The 18128-nt window shown below is 67.6% G+C and carries 16 protein-coding genes; 9 read left to right on the top strand and 7 right to left on the bottom strand.

Translation table 11 applies throughout. The annotated features are described in order from the left end of the window. Positions 1-24: 24 nt before the first annotated feature. From MicroSTF_RS16910 to MicroSTF_RS16895, 4 genes are all read left to right on the top strand, one after another. Positions 25-777, top strand: coding sequence for an AAA family ATPase (locus tag MicroSTF_RS16910; RefSeq protein ID WP_322957278.1), 753 nt, complete (start codon positions 25-27; stop codon positions 775-777). 42 nt (positions 778-819) lie between these two features. Beyond that, on the top strand, positions 820-1416 hold the full coding sequence (locus MicroSTF_RS16905; RefSeq protein ID WP_136025302.1) for a TetR family transcriptional regulator: 597 nt from the start codon (positions 820-822) through the stop codon (positions 1414-1416). A gap of 71 nt (positions 1417-1487) precedes the next feature. Then, positions 1488-2273, top strand: coding sequence for an ABC transporter ATP-binding protein (locus MicroSTF_RS16900; protein WP_322957276.1), 786 nt, complete (start codon positions 1488-1490; stop codon positions 2271-2273). Then, a complete protein-coding gene (locus MicroSTF_RS16895) occupies positions 2270-3004 on the top strand; it encodes an ABC transporter permease (RefSeq protein ID WP_297556942.1) in 735 nt (244 codons plus the stop codon). The genes MicroSTF_RS16900 and MicroSTF_RS16895 overlap by 4 nt, the downstream gene beginning before the upstream one ends. 19 nt (positions 3005-3023) lie before the next feature. Here the strand turns inward: MicroSTF_RS16895 and hrpB are convergent, their stop codons facing one another. From hrpB to MicroSTF_RS16880, 3 genes are all read right to left on the bottom strand, one after another. Next, positions 3024-5579 carry an ATP-dependent helicase HrpB gene (hrpB, locus tag MicroSTF_RS16890; RefSeq protein WP_322957273.1) on the bottom strand — a complete coding sequence of 852 codons (2556 nt, stop codon included), beginning with the start codon at positions 5577-5579 and terminating at the stop codon, positions 3024-3026. A 206-nt stretch (positions 5580-5785) separates the two neighbouring features. Next, entirely contained in the window at positions 5786-7402 is a 1617-nt protein-coding gene (locus MicroSTF_RS16885) for an SPFH domain-containing protein (RefSeq protein ID WP_136025306.1), read from the bottom strand. Between the two features lie 253 nt (positions 7403-7655). After that, on the bottom strand, positions 7656-8084 hold the full coding sequence (locus MicroSTF_RS16880) for a MarR family winged helix-turn-helix transcriptional regulator (protein ID WP_021198144.1): 429 nt from the start codon (positions 8082-8084) through the stop codon (positions 7656-7658). A 474-nt stretch (positions 8085-8558) separates the two neighbouring features. Between MicroSTF_RS16880 and MicroSTF_RS16875 the strand changes: the two genes are divergently transcribed. Then, positions 8559-9206 carry a TnsA-like heteromeric transposase endonuclease subunit gene (locus MicroSTF_RS16875; protein ID WP_168441057.1) on the top strand — a complete coding sequence of 216 codons (648 nt, stop codon included), beginning with the start codon at positions 8559-8561 and terminating at the stop codon, positions 9204-9206. A gap of 434 nt (positions 9207-9640) precedes the next feature. After that, on the top strand, positions 9641-11362 hold the full coding sequence (locus tag MicroSTF_RS16870; protein ID WP_168441058.1) for an SIR2 family protein: 1722 nt from the start codon (positions 9641-9643) through the stop codon (positions 11360-11362). A gap of 194 nt (positions 11363-11556) precedes the next feature. On the opposite strand, the gene MicroSTF_RS16865 is transcribed toward MicroSTF_RS16870, so the two are convergent. Both MicroSTF_RS16865 and MicroSTF_RS16860 read right to left on the bottom strand, forming a co-directional pair. After that, entirely contained in the window at positions 11557-13110 is a 1554-nt protein-coding gene (locus MicroSTF_RS16865; protein WP_322957266.1) for an SIR2 family protein, read from the bottom strand. Positions 13111-13254: 144 nt separating this feature from the next. Next, the gene (locus MicroSTF_RS16860; protein ID WP_322957263.1) at positions 13255-14559 is read right to left on the bottom strand and encodes a DUF418 domain-containing protein; all 1305 of its coding nucleotides are present in this window, start codon (positions 14557-14559) and stop codon (positions 13255-13257) included. A 168-nt stretch (positions 14560-14727) separates the two neighbouring features. On the opposite strand from MicroSTF_RS16860, the gene MicroSTF_RS16855 reads away from it, so the two are divergent. Both MicroSTF_RS16855 and MicroSTF_RS16850 read left to right on the top strand, forming a co-directional pair. Continuing rightward, positions 14728-15273, top strand: coding sequence for a DUF6611 family protein (locus tag MicroSTF_RS16855; protein WP_322957261.1), 546 nt, complete (start codon positions 14728-14730; stop codon positions 15271-15273). A gap of 78 nt (positions 15274-15351) precedes the next feature. Then, positions 15352-15876 carry a VOC family protein gene (locus MicroSTF_RS16850; protein WP_297556934.1) on the top strand — a complete coding sequence of 175 codons (525 nt, stop codon included), beginning with the start codon at positions 15352-15354 and terminating at the stop codon, positions 15874-15876. On the opposite strand, the gene MicroSTF_RS16845 is transcribed toward MicroSTF_RS16850, so the two are convergent. Together MicroSTF_RS16845 and MicroSTF_RS16840 are read right to left on the bottom strand one after the other, a co-directional pair. Then, positions 15873-16475: a hypothetical protein gene (locus tag MicroSTF_RS16845; RefSeq protein WP_029266041.1), complete on the bottom strand. Its 603-nt coding sequence runs from the start codon at positions 16473-16475 to the stop codon at positions 15873-15875. The genes MicroSTF_RS16850 and MicroSTF_RS16845 overlap by 4 nt on opposite strands. Beyond that, positions 16472-16993: a hypothetical protein gene (locus tag MicroSTF_RS16840; protein WP_322957258.1), complete on the bottom strand. Its 522-nt coding sequence runs from the start codon at positions 16991-16993 to the stop codon at positions 16472-16474. Before MicroSTF_RS16840 ends, MicroSTF_RS16845 begins: the two co-directional genes overlap by 4 nt. A gap of 138 nt (positions 16994-17131) precedes the next feature. Between MicroSTF_RS16840 and MicroSTF_RS16835 the strand changes: the two genes are divergently transcribed. Beyond that, positions 17132-18121, top strand: a complete 990-nt coding sequence (locus tag MicroSTF_RS16835) for an NAD-dependent epimerase/dehydratase family protein (protein ID WP_297556932.1) — start codon at positions 17132-17134, stop codon at positions 18119-18121. Positions 18122-18128 lie beyond the last annotated feature (7 nt).

Raw genomic sequence — 18128 nt, 5'->3', positions numbered from 1 at the left:
CGAGACGACACGCGGAGGAGCACGATGGATGAGTTCTGGCACCCGGCCTCCCGCCGTCGACGTCAGCAGCCCGTCGTGGCGGTGCGCCCGAACGACGACGCCCCCGCACCCGGCGCAGGATGGCCGACGAGCATCCCCGCCGTCGCCCAGGTGCTGAGGGAGGGGATCGACCTCGACCCCGGCGTCACGTTCCTGGTCGGCGAGAACGGCAGCGGCAAGTCGACACTGGTCGAGGGGATCGCGATCGCCTATGGGCTCTCTCCCGAGGGCGGTTCCCGCCAGGCCAGACACACCACGCGCGCGACCGAGTCGCCGTTGTCGGACTGGCTGCGGCTGCAGCGTGGCGTGGGGGCGAATCGGTGGGGTTTCTTCCTCCGCGCCGAGACGATGCACTCGTTCTACACCTACCTGGAGGAGAACCCCTCGGCCCGCGGCGACGTCCCGTTCCACGAGATGAGTCACGGCGAATCGTTCCTCGCCCTGCTGGAGAGCCGATTCGACGAGCCGGGCTTCTACTGCCTCGACGAGCCGGAGGCGGCGCTGTCCTTCAACTCGACGCTCGCGCTCATCGCCGTGCTCCGTCGCATCGCCGATGAGGGCGGCCAGGTGCTGTGCGCGACGCATTCGCCGGTGCTCGCTGCTCTTCCCGGCGCGAAGATCCTCGAAGTGGGGGAGTGGGGTGTGCGGCCGGCGGAGTGGGACGACCTCGAGATCGTGAACCACTGGCGCTCGTTCCTCGAGCATCCGACCCGCTACCTCCGCCATCTGCTCGACTGACTTGCGCGCCGTGCCCTCGTCGCGCGTCATAGGCTGACGGACATGACCGAGCAGAAGCCCGCGCGGCGGCGTGGCCGCCCCCGGGGCGTCTCCGACTCGCGAGCGCGCATCATCGCGGCTGCGGTCGACGACTTCGGTGAAAAAGGATACGACGGCGCGACGATCCGCTCCATCGCCGCCAGGGCCGGTGTGGATTCTGCCCTCGTGCATCACTACTTCGGCACCAAGGCCGATCTCTTCGCAGAAGCCGTGGGCATTCCGCTGCGACCGGATGTCGATGTGCCGGGGATCCTCGCGGGTCCGCGTGACGAGATCGGCGACCGGCTGATCCGGTACGTCCTCGAGGCGTTCGAGCAGCCCGAGGTGCGCCGTCGGGGAGTCATGCTGCTGCGCACTGCGATCGGCAGTCGGCTCACGACCCCGCTGCTGGCGGGCTTCCTGTCGCGCGAACTTCTGTCCCGGGTGGCTCGGCGCCTCGACGTCGACGACGCCGATCTGCGCGCCTCGCTCGTCGCCTCGCAGATCGCCGGGCTGCTGATCGCACGCTATGTGCTGCGGCTGCCGGCGCTTGCGGCGGCACCGATCGATGAACTCGTCTCCCGTCTCGGCCCGACCTTGCAGCGCTACCTCTTCGACTGACGCCGAACGTCGGCATCGGGTATCTGCGGACCCCGTTGACGCGGACGACGGGCGGGCGCATAATTCATCACATGATGAATAACTCCGCCGTCGAGATCGCGCAGCTGCGTGTGCGTCGCGGGGCGGTGCACGTGTTCGACGGGATCGACCTCGCGATCCCCCGCGGCCAGATCACGGGCCTGCTGGGCCCGTCCGGATGCGGCAAGACCACGCTCATGCGCTCGATCGTCGGGGTGCAGAAGATCGCTTCGGGTGACGTGAAGGTACTGGGCGAGCCGGGAGGGTCGCGACGGCTGCGGCGCCGCGTCGCGTACGGCACGCAAGGAGCATCGGTGTACGGCGACCTCAGCGTGCGCCAGAACCTCTCGTACTTCGCTTCGCTGCTCAAGGCGCCCAAGGGCGACGTCGATCGGGTCATCGACGAGGTGGGTCTCGGCCCGCAGGCGGGGCAACTCGTGGACTCTCTGAGCGGAGGGCAGGCGACGCGGGTGTCGCTCGCGGTGGCCCTCATCGGTGCGCCCGAGCTCGTCGTGTTGGACGAGCCGACGGTGGGACTCGACCCCGTGCTGCGCGCCGAGCTCTGGACCCTCTTCCGCGCCCTCGCGGATCGAGGGGTGACGCTCATCGTGTCGAGTCACGTGATGGACGAGGCCGTGCGCTGCGACCGGCTGCTGCTGATGCGCGAGGGGCGGATCATCGCTGACACGACTCCGACCTCGCTCCTCGCCGACACCGGCACGACCGACGCCGAGGCCGCGTTCCTCGTGCTGATCGAGCGCGACCGCGCGGCTGGTGTCGGCGACACGAGGCGATCGCGCCGAGGAGCGCGCGACCAGCAGGAGGAGGCCGGAGAATGAACGGCCGCCGGACGTTCGCCACCGCCGGACGCGTGCTCACCCAATTGCGGCACGACCCGCGGTCGATCGCGCTGATGCTCATCGCGCCGAGTCTGCTCGTGGGCCTCTTCGCCTGGCTGTTCAGCGATCAGGACGGCGTCTTCGATCAGTTCGGCGGCGCGATCCTGGCGCTGTTCCCGTTCATCGTGATGTTCCTCATCACCTCGATAACGACCCTGCGCGAGCGCCGTTCGGGCACCCTCGAACGCCTGATGACGACACCGCTCGAGAAGGCCGACTTCATCCTCGGGTACGCGCTCGCGTTCGGTCTGATGGCTCTGCTGCAGGCGGTGATCACAGTGTCGTTCGCCGTCGGGGTGTGCGGGCTCGACGTCGAAGGTCCGCTCTGGCAGCTCGGCCTGGTCGCGGTGGTCGACGCGCTGCTCGGTACCGCGCTCGGTCTGCTCGCGAGCGCGTTCGCCCAGACCGAGTTCCAGGCGGTGCAGTTCATGCCGCTGCTGGTGTTCCCGCAGATCATCCTCGGCGGGCTCTTCATGCCCCGTGATCAGATGCCCGATGTGCTGCACGCCATCTCCGACTGGCTTCCGCTGAGCTACGCGATCGACACGATCAACGCGGTCGCCGCGGGCGACGAGGGGTGGGATGTCTTCGGTCCGCTGCTGATCGTCGTGGCCTTCGCGGTCGGCGCTCTCGTGCTCGCCTCGCTGACACTGCGGCGGCGCACCCGCTGACTCCCGTCCCGGTCGGTGTTCAGCGCGTGGCGCGGTTCTTGGTGTGCTTGGTCGGTGTGGCGGCCCACGGATCCTCGGGCCAGGGATGCCGCGGGTAGCGCCCCCGCATCTCGGCGCGGACCTGTGTGTAGGGGCCGGACCAGAACGAGGCGAGGTCGTCGGTGACCGCGAGCGGGCGCCCTGCGGGGGCCAGCAGGTGGAACAGCACCGGTACCCGTCCGTCGACGAGGCGGGGGGTCTCCGCCCAGCCGAAGCACTCCTGGAGCTTCACGGCGACGACAGGACGTGACGTCGGGTCGCCGTCGGGTTCGGGGTAGGTGATGCGGACGCGGGATCCGCTGGGCACCTCGAGGCGCTCCGGCACGAGGTCGTCGAGTCGCACCGCTTCGGGCCACGGCAGCAGCCGACGAAGAGCCGACGTCAGGTCCAGGCGATCCACGGGGGTGCCGGATGCCAGGGCGTCGAGCTCGGACGCCAGCCAGGTGTCGAGGGTCTCTATCAGTCCGGCGTCCGAGACATCGGGCCACGGATCGCCGAGCTCGCGTCGCAGCATCGCCAGACGGCGGCGCAGTCCGTCGGCGGCGTCGGGCCAGCTGAACAGCGTGAGTCCGTCGCGCCGGAGCACACGACGCACGGCATCCCGCCCCTCCTGGGCCGATGCCCGCACCGGCACCGATGTGCGCAGGATCGCACCGATCCGGCGTTCGCGTCGGGCCTGGACACGACCTCCGACGAAGTCTGCCTCGACGCGGTCGGTCATCAGGTGGCTGGCGGCCTGCTCCATCTGCAGCTCGGTGAGCGCCGCAGCGGAGCGGATGATCGCACCGGACCCGGCCGCCGCACGGCCGGAGGCACGGGTCACGTCGGCGACGGCGAGCCATTCGACGGCCGCGAGCGGGCCCGTCACCCCTGCGCGTGTCCCGGAGGCGAGCAGGTACGTCGCTCCGGTGGCGGTGCGCTCGACGCGGTGGGCGATGCGCTCGGGAAAAGCCAGCGCGATCACGAGGCCGACCCCGTCGAGGTCCGCGCGCACGCCCGGCGCCGGGCCGATCATGCGTTCGAGGCGGTTCGCGTCGTCTCGCCATCGGCGGGCGTCCGGGGTCCGCCCGTTTCTGAGGGCGATGAGGGCCCGCGCGATGTCGGCCTCGGGGCTTCGCAGATCGCCACCCACGAGCGCGACGACCTCAGCCGCGAGACGGCTGCCGACCGTCGGGCTGCCGTCGCGCAGAGCACGGGCCAGCCGGGGAGCGGTCGGGATGCGCGCCAGTGCACGTCCCTCGGCGGTGGCGCGGCCCTCGTCGTCGATCGCGCCGAGGCCGTGCAGAACAGCGATGGCGTCGGCCAGGTGGGCGGCGGGCAACGGGTCGATCATCCGCAGGCCGTTTCCACCCGGGGCACCCCAGCACGCGAGCAGGAGCGCGGCATCGGCGAGGTCGACCACGGCCAACTCCGGCACCGGACGGGCGGGTGCCGCCGCGTACGAACGCTCGTCGACGCAGCGGATCACCGCGCCGGGGCCCTGGCGCGTGGCGCGTCCGGCCCTCTGCACGCACGACGAGCGAGGCGCAGCGCTGGTGACCAGGCCCGTCATGCCGCGGGCGGCGTCGCGCTGCGGATACCGCGACAGGCACGTGTCCACGACCAGACGGACGCCCGGCACGGTGAGCGAGGATTCGGCGAGCGACGTCGTGATGATGATGCGCGGACGGTCGTGCGGTGTACGGCCCCGGATCACGGCGTCCTGTTCGGCCGGGGGAACGCGGCCGTGCAGTTCCCGCACATCGAACCTGTCGCCGGCATCTCGGACGCGGCGGGCGATCTCCGCCACCTCGCGGGCACCGGGGGCGAAGACCAGCACGTCGGCATCGGGCTTCTCGCGGACCAGATCCCGTGCCGCCGACACCGTGACCGCCGCGACGTGGTCGAGGAATCCCCACGTGACACCGCGCTCGTCGAGCCGGGGCACGGGGCTCGGTGCCCAGCGTTCGGCGAGAGGGAAGGCCGGGACGTCGTGGTCGACGATCGGCGCCGGTGTCGCATCCGTGGCGATGACGGAGGCGAGGCGTGTCGCGTCGAGGGTGGCGGACATGGCGACGACCACAAGGTCATCGCGCAGCTCCCGCACCTCGGAGAGCAGACCGATCAGCAGATCGGTCTCGAGCGCGCGCTCGTGCACCTCGTCGATGATCACGGCATCCACGCCGTCGAGCCCTGGGTCGTCGAGCATGCGTCGAAGCAGCACGCCGGCGGTGACGAACTCGACCCGCGTCTCCGGACCGACCGCGCGCTCGCCGCGGACGCTGAAGCCGACGCGTGCGCCGAGGGGAGAGCCGTCGAGGTGGGCGAGTCGGCGGGCGGCGGCGCGGGCGGCGACGCGGCGAGGCTGGGTGACGATCACCCGACCGCTGCGCCGTGAGGCGACGAGCGGCGGTACGAGTGTGGTCTTGCCGGTGCCCGGGGGTGCGGTCACGACGACCGACCCGCTCGTGTCGAGCGCTGCCGAGACCTCGTCGACGGCGGCCGCGAACGAGAGGCCCGCGCCGATGGTGGCGAGGTCGAAGGCGGCGGGGGTCATCCGTCCAGTCTGCCCGGTCGGGCGACGTCCGGAGCCGTTCGGAACTCAGGAGATCTGCGGGGGATTCGGCGGAGCGGGCAGTACGGCGCGTCCACGGGGGCAGGTGTCCTGAGCCGTGAACGGGGGACGGCGGTGCCCGCTCCGGAACAGCGGATGCCGCGACCGGGTCGGTCGCGGCATCCGCCGAAGTGCTCTGCCTGCTCCGCCTACTCTGCTGCGGGAGCTGCGGGGGTTGCGGAAGCGGGCGGTGGTGGAGTGGTCGGCGTCGACACCCGGGGCGCGGGTGCGGGTGCGGGCGGCGTAGCCTCGGCGACTCCTGCACCGAAGCCGCGGCCGACGGCCTGACCCTGGATGATCCCGGCGAGGTCGAGCCCCGTTGCCGAGTGGACGCTGTCGAACACCGAGCGCAGGGCCTTCGCGCTGTCGGCGCCGACGACGTTCGACGCGCCGTCTTCGCCGGAGCTGCCGATGATCGACACGTTGCCGATCGCCGCGTAACCCTTGGAGAACTCGGCCATGATCGACGGCAACACCTCGAGCACGCGCTGCGAGAGGAACGCGTCCTGGTTCGAGGCGATGGCCTTCGCCTCCGCCTCGAGAGCGGCGGCACGGGCATCACCCTCGGCGCGGATGGCGTCGGCCTCGGCGCTGGCGCGCAGACGGCGGGCTTCGGCCTCGGCTTCTGCCTGTGCACGCAGGGCGTTCGCCTCACCGCTGGCCTTGGCGATCGCGGCCGCGGCCTCGCCGTCGGCACGAGCCTTGTCGGCCTGCGCCTGCTGCTCGGCGATGCGGGTACGGGCCTCGGCCTGCTTGACCTGCTCGATCGCGGCAGCCTCGGCCGCGCGCTCGCGCGTGTAGAGCTCGGCCTGTGCGCGGGTCTCGGCCTCATACCGCTGTGCATCGGCGACGCGCTTGACGTCGGCGTCGAGCTGGGCCTGCTTGTTCTCGGCCTGCTGCTGCAGAACGGCCTGCTCAGCCTGAGCACGAGCCAGCGCCTCGGCCTGCTCGGCTTCGGCACGGGCGCGGCCGATCCCGGAGTCGGAGTTGGCCGTGTTGGTGTCGAGCGCGGTCTGCTCGATCAGGTTGGCTTCCTTGTTGGCGATGTTCTTCTGGTTGATCGCACGGTCGGCGTTGGTCTGCGAGATTTCGGCGGCCTGACGCTTCGCCTGGATCTCGGGAGCGCCGAGGGACTGGATGTAGCCGACCTTGTCGGTGATGCCCTTGATCTGGAACGAGTCGAGGATCAGGCCCTGCTCGGCGAGCTCCTGCGAGACGTCGGCGGCGATCTGGTCGGAGAACTTCTTCCGCTCGCGCATCAGCTCGACGACGGAGAGCGTGGCGACGATGCCGCGGAGGGCACCTTCGAGCTGCTCGGTCGTGAACTGCTCGATGGCCTTGTCCTGCGAGGCGAATCGCTCGGCCGCGCGGCGCACGTACAGGGGGTCGGAGCCGATCTTCACGATCGCGACGCCGTCGACGTTCAGTGTGACGCTGTCGAGTGACTGGGCCTCGGCGTTGAGGGACACCTGCCGCGAGCGCAGCGAGATGATCTCGTGGCGCTGCGTGATCGGGTTGACGAGCGACTTGCCGTTCACGATGACCGTGACGGGCGACTCCGCCAGCTCGGAGCTGGTCGTGCCGTCGGCGGCGATGACCGCGCGCTGGATCTTCTGCTTGCGGCCCGAGATGACGAGTGCTTCGTCGGCTCGCGCGACCTTGATCCAGCTGCGTGCGAACAGCAGCAGGATGAGCAGCAGAACGACGGCGACGACGACCGCGATTCCGACGATGACGAGGATGCCGACGATTCCGGCGATCTCCATGAATGACCTCCCTGGTCCCCCCGAAGGGGCGGTCCCGAGCGCGCCGTGGTGCGCGCCTTCGCCCCCCACCCTGCCAGAAATGCAGAGAGGCCGTTCCGGGGGGCATCGTGGTGGGCGGGAAACTCCACGTCGGGAGGAAGGTCTTCGGCCATACGTCCGCCCGACGAGGAGATCTCCTCCTGCGGGGGTGCGGGCAGGGGCTGGTCAGGGGGTGCGGGCAGGGGGGAGGTGCCGAGGCCGAGGCCGAGGGGCGTCAGCGGGCGCGGAGCTTCTCCGCGAGGTCGCGCAGGGCGCGCAACTCGTCGTCGTCGAGACGGGACATGCGGTCGGCGATCGAGCGCCCGTGCACGGTGGCGAGCGAGCGGAAGGCCCGGGCCCCCTCGTCCGTCGCCCGGATCAGCGCACCGCGACCGTCGTCGGGGTCGGCGCACTTCGCCACGAGTCCTCGCGTGACCATGCGGTCGACCAGGCGCGAGACGCTGGGCTGGCTGATCAGCATGTTCGAGGTGATGTCGCGCAGTCGCGCTGTCATGTCGGGGGAGCGGGTGACGGTGAGCAGCACGTCGTACTCTGCCTGCGCGATATCGCTGTGCTCGAAGTCGCTCATCATCTCGGTGAACAGCTCGTGCTGCGCGCGGAACAGGCTCTCCCAGGCCTCCAGGGCGAGCTTGCGATCGGTCATCCTCACAGAATAGTGCGAACAGTAAAGGGCCGGTCGGAGAGGCTCCCGACCGGCCCTTGTCCCTTGCACCAAGAGTGTCCTGCAATCACATGCGGTGAGTGCCACAGCAAACATTCACCGTGTGATCACTGTATAACGGCGATATAACGAATGCAACGGTTTGGTCACGAAATTTCTCGATCTCAGGCGACGGTCGGCGCCTTCACCCTGTCGATTCCGTCGACAGTTGGCAGTACGGACATCACAGTTGGCAGTGACTGTTCGTAGTTGGCAGTAGAGACAACCTTCTTTGTGCATGAGCGGTGTGTCGCGTCTGCCGAGCGGTCGGTGGGTCTAGCTGGCGAAGCGAAAGCACCATGACGCAACAGGAAAGCACCATGACGCAACAGGTATGACAACCGATCGCGGAGGAGCCCACTTCACATGCTCATGTCCACGGTGTTACCCGCTCGCGAAGCAGGGTCGTCTCGATGCATGGTCGAGGCTGATGTCGGAGGGCGGCGCGTGACGGTCGACGCCCTGGACATGGGCGATTTCGTGGTGGGAAGTCTGCATCAGGTGCGCAGCTCGCCGTCCTGGAAAGGCAAGAAGAACTACTCGGGCTACTACTGGGCTGCCGCGACCCGACGCCACCATTGGTTCGAGTCGCTGTACGAGCAGTCGGCGTTGGCCGCGGTCGATCGTCATCCAGGACGTCGAGAGATCTGCACCCAGCCGTTTGTCCTGACTTGGGATGACGGACGCCTCCACATTCCGGATATCTGTGTTCGATTCGATAGCGGTGCGTTGATGGTGGTCGACGTTCGCCCTCGAACTCGCATCGATGAACGGGCGGCGGAATCCTTCGCGAGGACGAGGGCAGTGTGCGAAACAGCTGGTATCGCCTATCGGTTGTTCGCTGACGCGAGCCCTCAGGAGATCGCGAACCTGCGATTTCTCAGCGGGTACCGCTTCACCCGTTGGCAACTGACAGACGTTGAGCGGAACATCCTCAGCTCTTCTCCCAACAAGATCCGAGCGATCCGCGACTGGATGAGATTCTCAAGTCCTGCGATAGACCGTCGGCGGGTTTGGTGTACTCCGCTCTCTGGGGCGGTGAGCTTGAACCACCGGGGCAAGTGACGCGTCGGATTCTTCGTCCCACCGTCGTGTCCTCCACCTTCTTTCACGGTTGGTTCCAGCCGATTCAGTTCGACTTCGAGAATCTGTCAGGGGTGGTGATCACCAAAGGGTGATCTCGGCTTCCGGACTCCTGACTAGGTTCGTGCCATGAACCTGCACGATTTCTGAACTCCGGCGGAGCCCAGATCACGGGGCCGCGCTGTATGAGTGGCTCGAGGATCGGTGGTCAGTGACACGCCAACTGCGCACGAATGCTCGGGAGTAACGCTGTAGCGCTCACGAAGAGTGGCTGATTCGCTCCTGCCGGGGTGTTCTGACGGGCCGCAGCGCGGTGCGCAGGTGTCGGAGGGGACTGCCAGACTGGCCGCATGGCTGCGATTAGAGGTTTGTCCCCGCTAGTGTCCTTGGCGACGTCAGTGCATTCGCAACCAGGTGTGTATGCGGTGATGTTGGGTTCCGGCGTCTCGACCGGCGCCGGGCTGCTGACCGGCTGGGGCGTCGTGACGGAGCTCGTGGCTCGTGTCGCAGCCGCATCGGCTCCTGATGATGCGGATGCCGTTTCCGCTGCGCGGGCTGACCCGGAGTTGTGGTGGAGCCAGAACGGTGAGGGAGAGCTGGGTTACTCATCGTTGCTGGAGCAACTGGCTCCGTCCGCGGCGGCTCGGCAAGGGTTGCTCGCAGGATTCTTCGAGCCCGGCTCGGATGACGAGACGCCGGTGCGGCAGCCGAGCAAGGCGCATCGTGCGATTGCGGAGCTTGTGCGCCGCGGGTCGGTGAAGGTCATCGTTACGACCAACTTCGATCGACTGATGGAACAGGCCCTGGACGCGGTGGGTGTGTCTCCCCAGGTAGTCTCGCGCCCGGAGGCGGTCAATGGGATGGCACCGCTGGCACATTCAGGCGCGACGGTCATCAAGCTGCACGGTGACTATCGAGATCTGGGGACCCGAAACACGCCCTCCGAGCTTTCGGACTATCCCGCGGAATGGACGGGTCTGTTGGACCAGGTGTTCGACGAGTACGGGCTGATCGTGTCGGGCTGGTCGGCGGACTGGGATGTCGCGTTGGTTGGCGCGTTGGAACAGTCGACGTCGCGACGATATCCGCTGTATTGGGACCAGCGCAGCAGTCGCGGCGACACGGCAAAGCGGCTGCTGGCGGGGCGTGGCGGGATAGTGCTTCCCTCATCGAGCGCTGATGACCTGTTCGGTGAGCTCGTCGAGAGCTTGGAAGCGTTGGATAGGTTGTCGACGCCGCCGTTGACCACGGCGATGGCGGTTGCCCGGCTGAAACGGTATCTGCCCGACCCGGTTCGACGGATAGATCTCCACGACCTCGTGATGGGTATCGTCGATGGCGTGGTTAGCTCGATCGCCGCTCAGCCGATCTCTTCCGTGGACGGTGCGGAGGTTACCTGGCAGGTGGTGGACGACGCGATCGATGCTCATGTCCGTTCCATGGATCAGCTCGCGTTGTTGCTGATCGAAGGAGTGTGGCATGACTCCGACGGGGTGCACGACCGGCTGTGGGTCGACGCGGTGCAGCGACTCGTTGATGCCGGAGCGTCGTTTCCGCCGCAGTTCAACCAGATGCTGCGCTCGGTGCGGCTGATCCCGGCGTTGGTGGCCGTCGCGGTTATCTCGATCACCGCGACCCGGCGAAACCGGGAAGGACTGCTGCTCGCGATCGCGACCGAGGTAGAAGGCCATACCCATGCCGGGTTCGAGCAGCAGTCGAACGCCGCGCAGCTCCTTCACTATCAACGGCTGTTCTCGGACGATTGGGCCAAGAACCTGCCGCGCTGGGCGGGCACGAGCGGTTGGGTCTATCCAACCAGCCACCTGTTCGCGACCGAGATCCGTCGCTTCTTCACGGATCTCATTCCGGACGAGGAAGAGTTCCTGATGGCGTATCGCGGGTTCGAGTATCGGATCGGGCTGATCCAGGAGTACACGCCTGGTCATCACGCGATGAGTGGCGAGTATGTTGGCGAGTGGGCATGGCGGGGTGAGGAGCCCCAGGCCGAGTTGGCGTTGCGCAGGCAGGCCGAGCGCGGTCACGTGGGGGCGTGGGATGCATTCTTCGACGGCCAGCTCACGCTCGATGAGGCGCTCATCACCCATCGGGCAATCTTGAAGCGGTATCAGCGGTGGTGAAGTCCGGATCATTTCCTGTCAACTCCGTGAGATCGGGCAGCCTGAGATGATGTCGACCTCGCGCGATCCTGGAAGCCCAGGGAATCCTGGGAGTCCCGGGGACCCGGGCAGCCCCGGGAACCGAGGCTGCTTCTACCGTGACGTGTTTGAAGATCTGTTCTGAGCCTTCTGCATGCAATATCACTGTGCGCGGATCAAGCCGTATCAGGCGCGGGCCTCACTAGCGGGAGGCCCACCTGTGTCTGAAGCTCGGAGGTCAGCGTGCGGCCCGCGATCTCGAGCGTGAGCGTTTCGTACCGTTGGGTCGGCCAGATTCGGAGCGTGATCTTCTCGCCAGCGGGCCATGAGTTCACTCTCGACGGGACGCCGTCGTAGGTCGTCACACGGGATAGGTCGCTGCCTTCGAACTCGGGCGTCACATGTCCGGCATTGGATCGGAATCCCACGTGGGATAGATGCCGACCGCCATGCTCGATTTCGACGAAGATCGCCCCGTTGTCCGCGGCTGTCGCACTGAGGTCCGCGATGACTATGGTGTCCGCGGAGAGCGGGTCGGTTGAAAGCGCGTGGGGGAGCTGGGTTCTCGCGCCGCCTTGATACCCGAAAACTCGCTGGGGGCGCTCGCTGAGATCGTGCCGCCACGATCCGCCGTACTCGCTGACCAGCTGGCCAAAGAACGACCTGGGCTCGGGATAGGACCAGGTCGGCTCGATGACCCCCACGGTGCGGCTCTCCGATCGGAGCATCCAGTTGCGGATGACGTGGTTGACGTGCGCGTCCGCGAACCGGTAGCCCACGATCACGAGGTGGTCTGCGCGCTCTATCGCTTCCTCTGCAGCGTGCAGCAGTTCGAGGGTCGGACCGTCGGTCGCAAGCTTCTCCCGGTCACCGACCACGATCCAGGGCTGCTCCACCGCTCCGTCCGAAACCGTGAGTCGCGTCGAAGACTGGCTGTGTGCCTCCAGCTCCCAGTCCAGAGAACCATGAATCTTGTGTAGACGAAGTTTCTGCGCGGCGACATCGAACCTGATCCGCTCGCGGGGCCAATCGCCCACGCCTCGTTCAATTGGCACCGAACGCTCGCTCGCGGCCTGCTCAACCGCGAGATCATAATTGAGCGTCACGACGTCGAGCCCTTCCGGCTGTGCCAGGGCGAGATCGACAAGCGGGTAGAGGTAGTCGACGGGCTTCCGCACGCGGAGAAGGGTACCGAGCAAACGCAGTACCCGCAGATCCGCGGTGCGGTAGTCGCCGCGATGCACCGGCCTCTTGGCTCCGTCGGCGAACTCCGCGATGAAGTATCCGATGTTCTCGATCGCGTCCTTCCTGCTCGCAGCGCCACGCCCGCCGCGGTCGCCCCCGTCTATGCCCAGCGCCTGCGACAGGTTCCGGACAAATCGATCAGAGTTCCACTTGTCCGCATAGACTCGACCCTCCGGCAGAATCGGGTCGCGCCACGAACTCACGAATGGTGCGGCCTCGTGCCCCTCGCGCCCGCGAAGAAGGCGCAGCGCAGAGATCAAGCGCTCGATGTTGACCGCCCCGATTGGGTTGCTGCCGTCTCGGGCCGCGTAGTTGAACATCGCCGCGTGAACGAAGTTGATCGCCTTGACCCAAGGTTCGCGGACGTCTGACGGCTGATTGACGGATGTCAACACCTGCTCCGTGAGGTCGGCAGTGAGCGGTATGCCGGCGTCGAACGACGCGCCCGCGCCGAGCAGCACCGCAACTCTTCGGGTCTCTGTCACGATGACCATTCTGTCGCTTTCCAGCCAACAGGTTGAGTTTGACGACTCGCACCCTGGCTCCCGTCGCGCGTGAGGTCAGGCGAGCGAGTGACGTGCATGCGAAATACTGACAACTCGCCTGAGACAAGATGACGGATGTGTCGATCAGCCTTCCGCGGATTTCCGCGCTTCGCGCGTCGCATTTCGTGACATCTCTCGTGGGATCGGACACACGCGGCTCCGGGTGAGGAATCGGAAGCTGACGTCCCAGACGTACTCGAGCGGTCCCTTGCGGAAGCGGCGCATCCAGAGGTTCGCGAACAGGATCACCAGAGCGGCGATCACGAAGAACATCGCCAGGGTTCCGACCAGCGGGTCGAGCGTCTCCGCAAGCGGCGAGTGACCGATGATCGACTGCGCCACCCGACCGAGGATGTTCTGGAGCACGTAGCAGCTCAGGGCCATCTGGCCGACAAGGGAGAGCGCGCGTCCGACGAATCCGATGCGGTGTCCTCGATAGAAGGAGGCCATGAGGGCGAGGATGCCGAACGCGACCACCGGCGCGGAGAGGAACCTGTTGAGTCCGAACGTCTCTTGCATGAGGAAGAACACGACCTCGCCGGGAATGCCCGCACCGAAGCCGACGATCATGACCCATCTGCGCAGTCGCGCGCCGCGGGCCTCGAACAGTCCGTGGCGGTAGAGCATGGCGCCGAGGGTGAAGACGACGAGACCGAGGGTGAGGATCGAGCCGGTGTCGGTGCCGACCGTCAGGTCGGAGAACACGGTCAGGGTGTTCATCTGCACCTCTTCCCAATATGTCGGCCTGCCGCCGACCGTCGGGGACTCCCCGGGGATCACGAGGCCCGGGAACATCATGACGCTGCCGGTGAAGAGGGGGAGAAGGATGAGCGTGACGTGCGTCACGAGCGCCACGCCGATGAACACCCACTGGCGTTTCTCCGGGAGCAGCAGGACGAATGCCACGACGAAGCCGAGGACGGCGTAGGCGCGGAGTACGTCGAACTGCACCACGAAGATGTAGTTGAGCATTCCGTCGATGAAGAGCAGACCGGCACGAACGAGATAGGTGCCGGGCCACCGGCTGCCGCGCCGGAGCGCTGCCTGGCGCTGGATCTCGAGTCCGATGCCGAACATGATGGTCAACAGGCCCAGGAACTTCCCTTCCGAAAGTGCGGAGACGAGGTCCTGCCACCAGATGTCGACCACCCGTTCGCCGAAGAACGCCTGGAACAGCCAGACGTTGCTGGCGAGAGTGCCGATGATGGCGACGCCGCGGATCACGTCGAGCGAGGCTATGCGGCCAGGCGATGCCATCGCGGTCGTCTCGGGTGCCTCGTGCTCGGCCCTCCCGGCCCCTGCCTGCTCCGGGAGGAGGCCGTCGCCGTGGGGCGGCTTCGCCGTACGGCGATAGCGGGGAAGGGCAGCTGGGGCAGAAGTCTCTGTCATACCTCCAGTCCAGGGCGCGCACCGTTGCGTGGCCGTATGCCGTTCTCGATATGAGGACGATATGCCGAACGCAGAGGCGTCGCCATTCCGCATGGAAAGCGCCGGCCGCCGTATGGGTTCCGTCTGTCAGGCGCTCAGAGGCACGCGTCCGGGAGCAACGTGGGAGGCATGTCCGTGTCCCGTCCTCCCCATCGCGTCCCCGCGCAGACACTGCCGAGCGCTTCGTGCCCTCCATGCTGGGGCCATCTGTCGAGGACCGTGAGCCACTACGGCACCGTCGCGTGCGTGCTCGCGGTCTATCCGCCCGACTCCACGGACGTGGAGCGGCGCATTGCCGAGGCGCACCGCTGGTTCACTCCGCTGTCGCTCGGCGGTGGCGTCGTCGCGTGGGTGGTGCTGTGCGCCGCGGGTTTTTCTCCGTTGCTCGCTGCGATGCTGCTCGTCGCTGCTCTGCTTCCGATCGGCGTCATCCTGTCGCGGCGCTCGCGCAGCATCCGTCGGCGCGTGGTCACGGTATCGGCATGTCGGTCCGGGCTCAGCGAAGACACCGCGGCCGAGCGCGCCCAGCAGCTCCGTCTGGAGACCCTGGCCCAAGCGCTCGGCGACGCCGCTCTCGCCTGCCGTCAGGGAGTGATCGGTCGTGATCGGTTCGACCGGGTGTGGACGGCTGCCTACGCGCAGGCCGCTGTCATCGCGACCGGTTCCGCCCGGTGAATCCCCGGCTTCTCGGCGACTGTCCGAGGCCCCTTCTACTGTGTGTCTCACTCCGCAGACCGGGAAGAGGGAAGAGTCATGACCGCAGCCACGAGCGCAGCCCCGAACGGCTACACGAGCGTCGCCCCCTGGGTCGTCACCGACGACACGGGCGCGCTGCTCGACTTCATCTCCCAGGTCTTCGACGGGGAGGAACTGGCGCGGGTCGCCACGGAAGACGGTCTGATCGGACACGGTGAGATACGCATCGGCGACACCGTCGTCCTCGCCTTCGATCGTCGGCCGGAGTGGCCCGTGATGCCGAGCCTGCTTCGGGTGTGGGTGCCCGACGCCGCAGAGGCCTTCACCAGAGCCGAGGCTGCAGGGGCGACCGTGGTGACCGCCCTCAGCGACAACGCCTTCGGCCAGCGCGGTGGGCGCATCAAGGATCCGTTCGGCAACATCTGGTGGGTCGTGAGCCACGTGGAAGACGTCGATGAAGAAGTGATGTGGCGGCGGCTGCAGCAGACCGAGTATGCCGACCAGATGCGCGTCGCGCAGGAGACGCTCGACGCCGAGCTGAGCGGTCGTGCGCACGGGCGCAGCAGCGCGCCGACGCGCTAGTCGGCGAACGGCTCCCCCCGATACTTGCGGCACACGCCTCCTGTCTCTTCGACATCTTCCGCGACGGCGTCGACGACCGCGACGGCAGCGGTGCGCGTGCGCGGTGCGACCTGGCTCAGTGCGAGGGCACCGGTGCACGCGAACACGATCAGGTCGCCGGGGGAGAGTGCCTTCGGCAGCCGGGCGTGCAGCCGTGTGTCGTCTTCGTCGGTGCGGAGGACGGTCTGCACCAGGTCTCGAGCCCGGGGCGTGCGCAGCCGCTCGACGTGGGTGACCAGCGGGACGATCGCGCGGAGATCGCAGTCGACGGTCGCCGACGCCTCGCGATGCCACCCCGGAGGCTCTTCGCGGGCGGTGATCCGTGCCACCACCAACGTCACGTGCGGGTCCGCTTCGGGGTGCGCCGCAGAGGGCGCGACGGGCGCGATCAGTATGCAGGGGGTGCGTCGTTCGCGCGCGAGATCGGACAGCGCTCGCCCGGCGACGACGATGTCGTGCGCACCGATCACGGTGTCTTTCGGCCACAGCTGCCGTGCATCGCGTCGCGGGTCGTTCCATACGAATGCGGTCGAGTGCAGCACGGTGTGCAGGACGGTCATCGTGACGCCTCCGCGGAGAGCGCGGCGGCGGCGCGTGGACGCACGTCTCGGAGCGTGACAGCACCGACGCAGGGGACGACGACGAGATCGCCTTCCCGGAGGTCGGCAGGAAGAGGCGCGATGGGGTGCGGCCAGGCCACGCCGCCCTCCTCGCCGGGGATCAGCTCGATCTTCGTCGTCCGCGCCGAAGAAGCCCGGCCGATGAGGCGGCACTCCTCCCACGCGGCATCCACACCGTCGAACGAGCAGTCCGTGAGCGCGATGCGCTTGTCCTCCTGGGTGTCGACGCGCAGCGTGATCCGGAACAGCAGCACGGTCACGTCGGTTCCCGCGGTCGGCAGCGGCAGGTCGCCGGTGAGGACCGCGGGTGATCCGCTGATCTCGAACAGCCGCAGGAGCGAGATGCCTCCCACCACGACATCGGTGGTCGTCGGGTGCGTGTGCACCGGCCACCTCCATCCGTCGAGGGGAGCGGGAATGCTCTGTCGAAGCGTGGGAAGGATGTCGGTGAGAGTCATGACTCCGTCCTACGCCTGGGTGATCGTGGCGATGAAGGAGTCTCACGGAACCCATGCGCGTCCATCCCGATCGCTCACGACGTCCCGACCTCGTCGAAACGACGCCACCCGGCGACGCCGGCGTGACAGGATCGGGACATGGGCACACAGGACATCCTCTTCATCGGCGGCAGCGGTGTGATCAGCGCGGCTTCGGTGCGACGGGCGGTCGAGCTCGGACATCGAGTCACCGTTCTCAATCGCGGTCGCTCCGAGGAGAGGGCGCTGCCGGAAGAGTCCGAGCTCCTGCAGGGCGACATCCGTGACGCGGACGCGGTGCGGGCAGCACTCGGGGACCGCGAGTTCGACGTCGTGGCCCAGTTCACCGCCTTCACCCCCGCCCACGTGCAGGCCGACATCGCGCGTTTCGCCGGCCGGACCGGGCAGTACGTGTTCATCAGCTCCGCGTCGGCGTACCAGAAGCCGCCGCTGCGCTTCCCGATCACGGAATCGACGCCGCTCCGCAATCCGTTCTCCGGATATGCGCGCGACAAGATCGCCTGCGAGGACGCCCTCACCGCCGCGTATCGCGACCAGGGCTTTCCCGTGACGATCGTCCGCCCGTCGCACACCTACGACCGCACCAGCATGCCCACGCTGGCCGGGTGGAACGACGTGGCGCGGATGCGCGAGGATCGGCCGGTCGTCGTCCACGGCGACGGTACCTCACCGTGGACGATCACGCACACGAACGATTTCGCGGTGGGTTTCGTCGGCCTCTTCGGGCGCCGTGACGTGCTCGGCGACGTCTTCCACATCATGGGGGACCACGCGCCGACGTGGGATCAGATCTACACCTGGCTGGGCGAGGCCGCAGGGGTCCGTCCCGAGCTGGTGCACGTGTCCTCCGACACGATCGCCGCCATCCGGCCGTCGTTCGCCGCAGACCTGCACGGCGACAGGGCTCACCCGATGGTGTTCGACACCGCCAAGATCCGACGTATCGTCCCCGAGTTCTGCTCCCGTGTGCCGTTCTGGATCGGTGCGCAGGAGATCATCGAGTATCACGATGCCACGCCGGCCCGACAGGTCGTCGACGCCGATCTCGACGCCGATCTGGACCGGATGATCGCGACCGTCCGCGGCTAGAGGCGGC

It is taken from the genome of Microbacterium sp. STF-2, from assembly GCF_034650155.1.
Lineage (GTDB): Bacteria > Actinomycetota > Actinomycetes > Actinomycetales > Microbacteriaceae > Microbacterium > Microbacterium maritypicum_A.
This window is presented reverse-complemented; position numbering and strand designations above follow the sequence as displayed.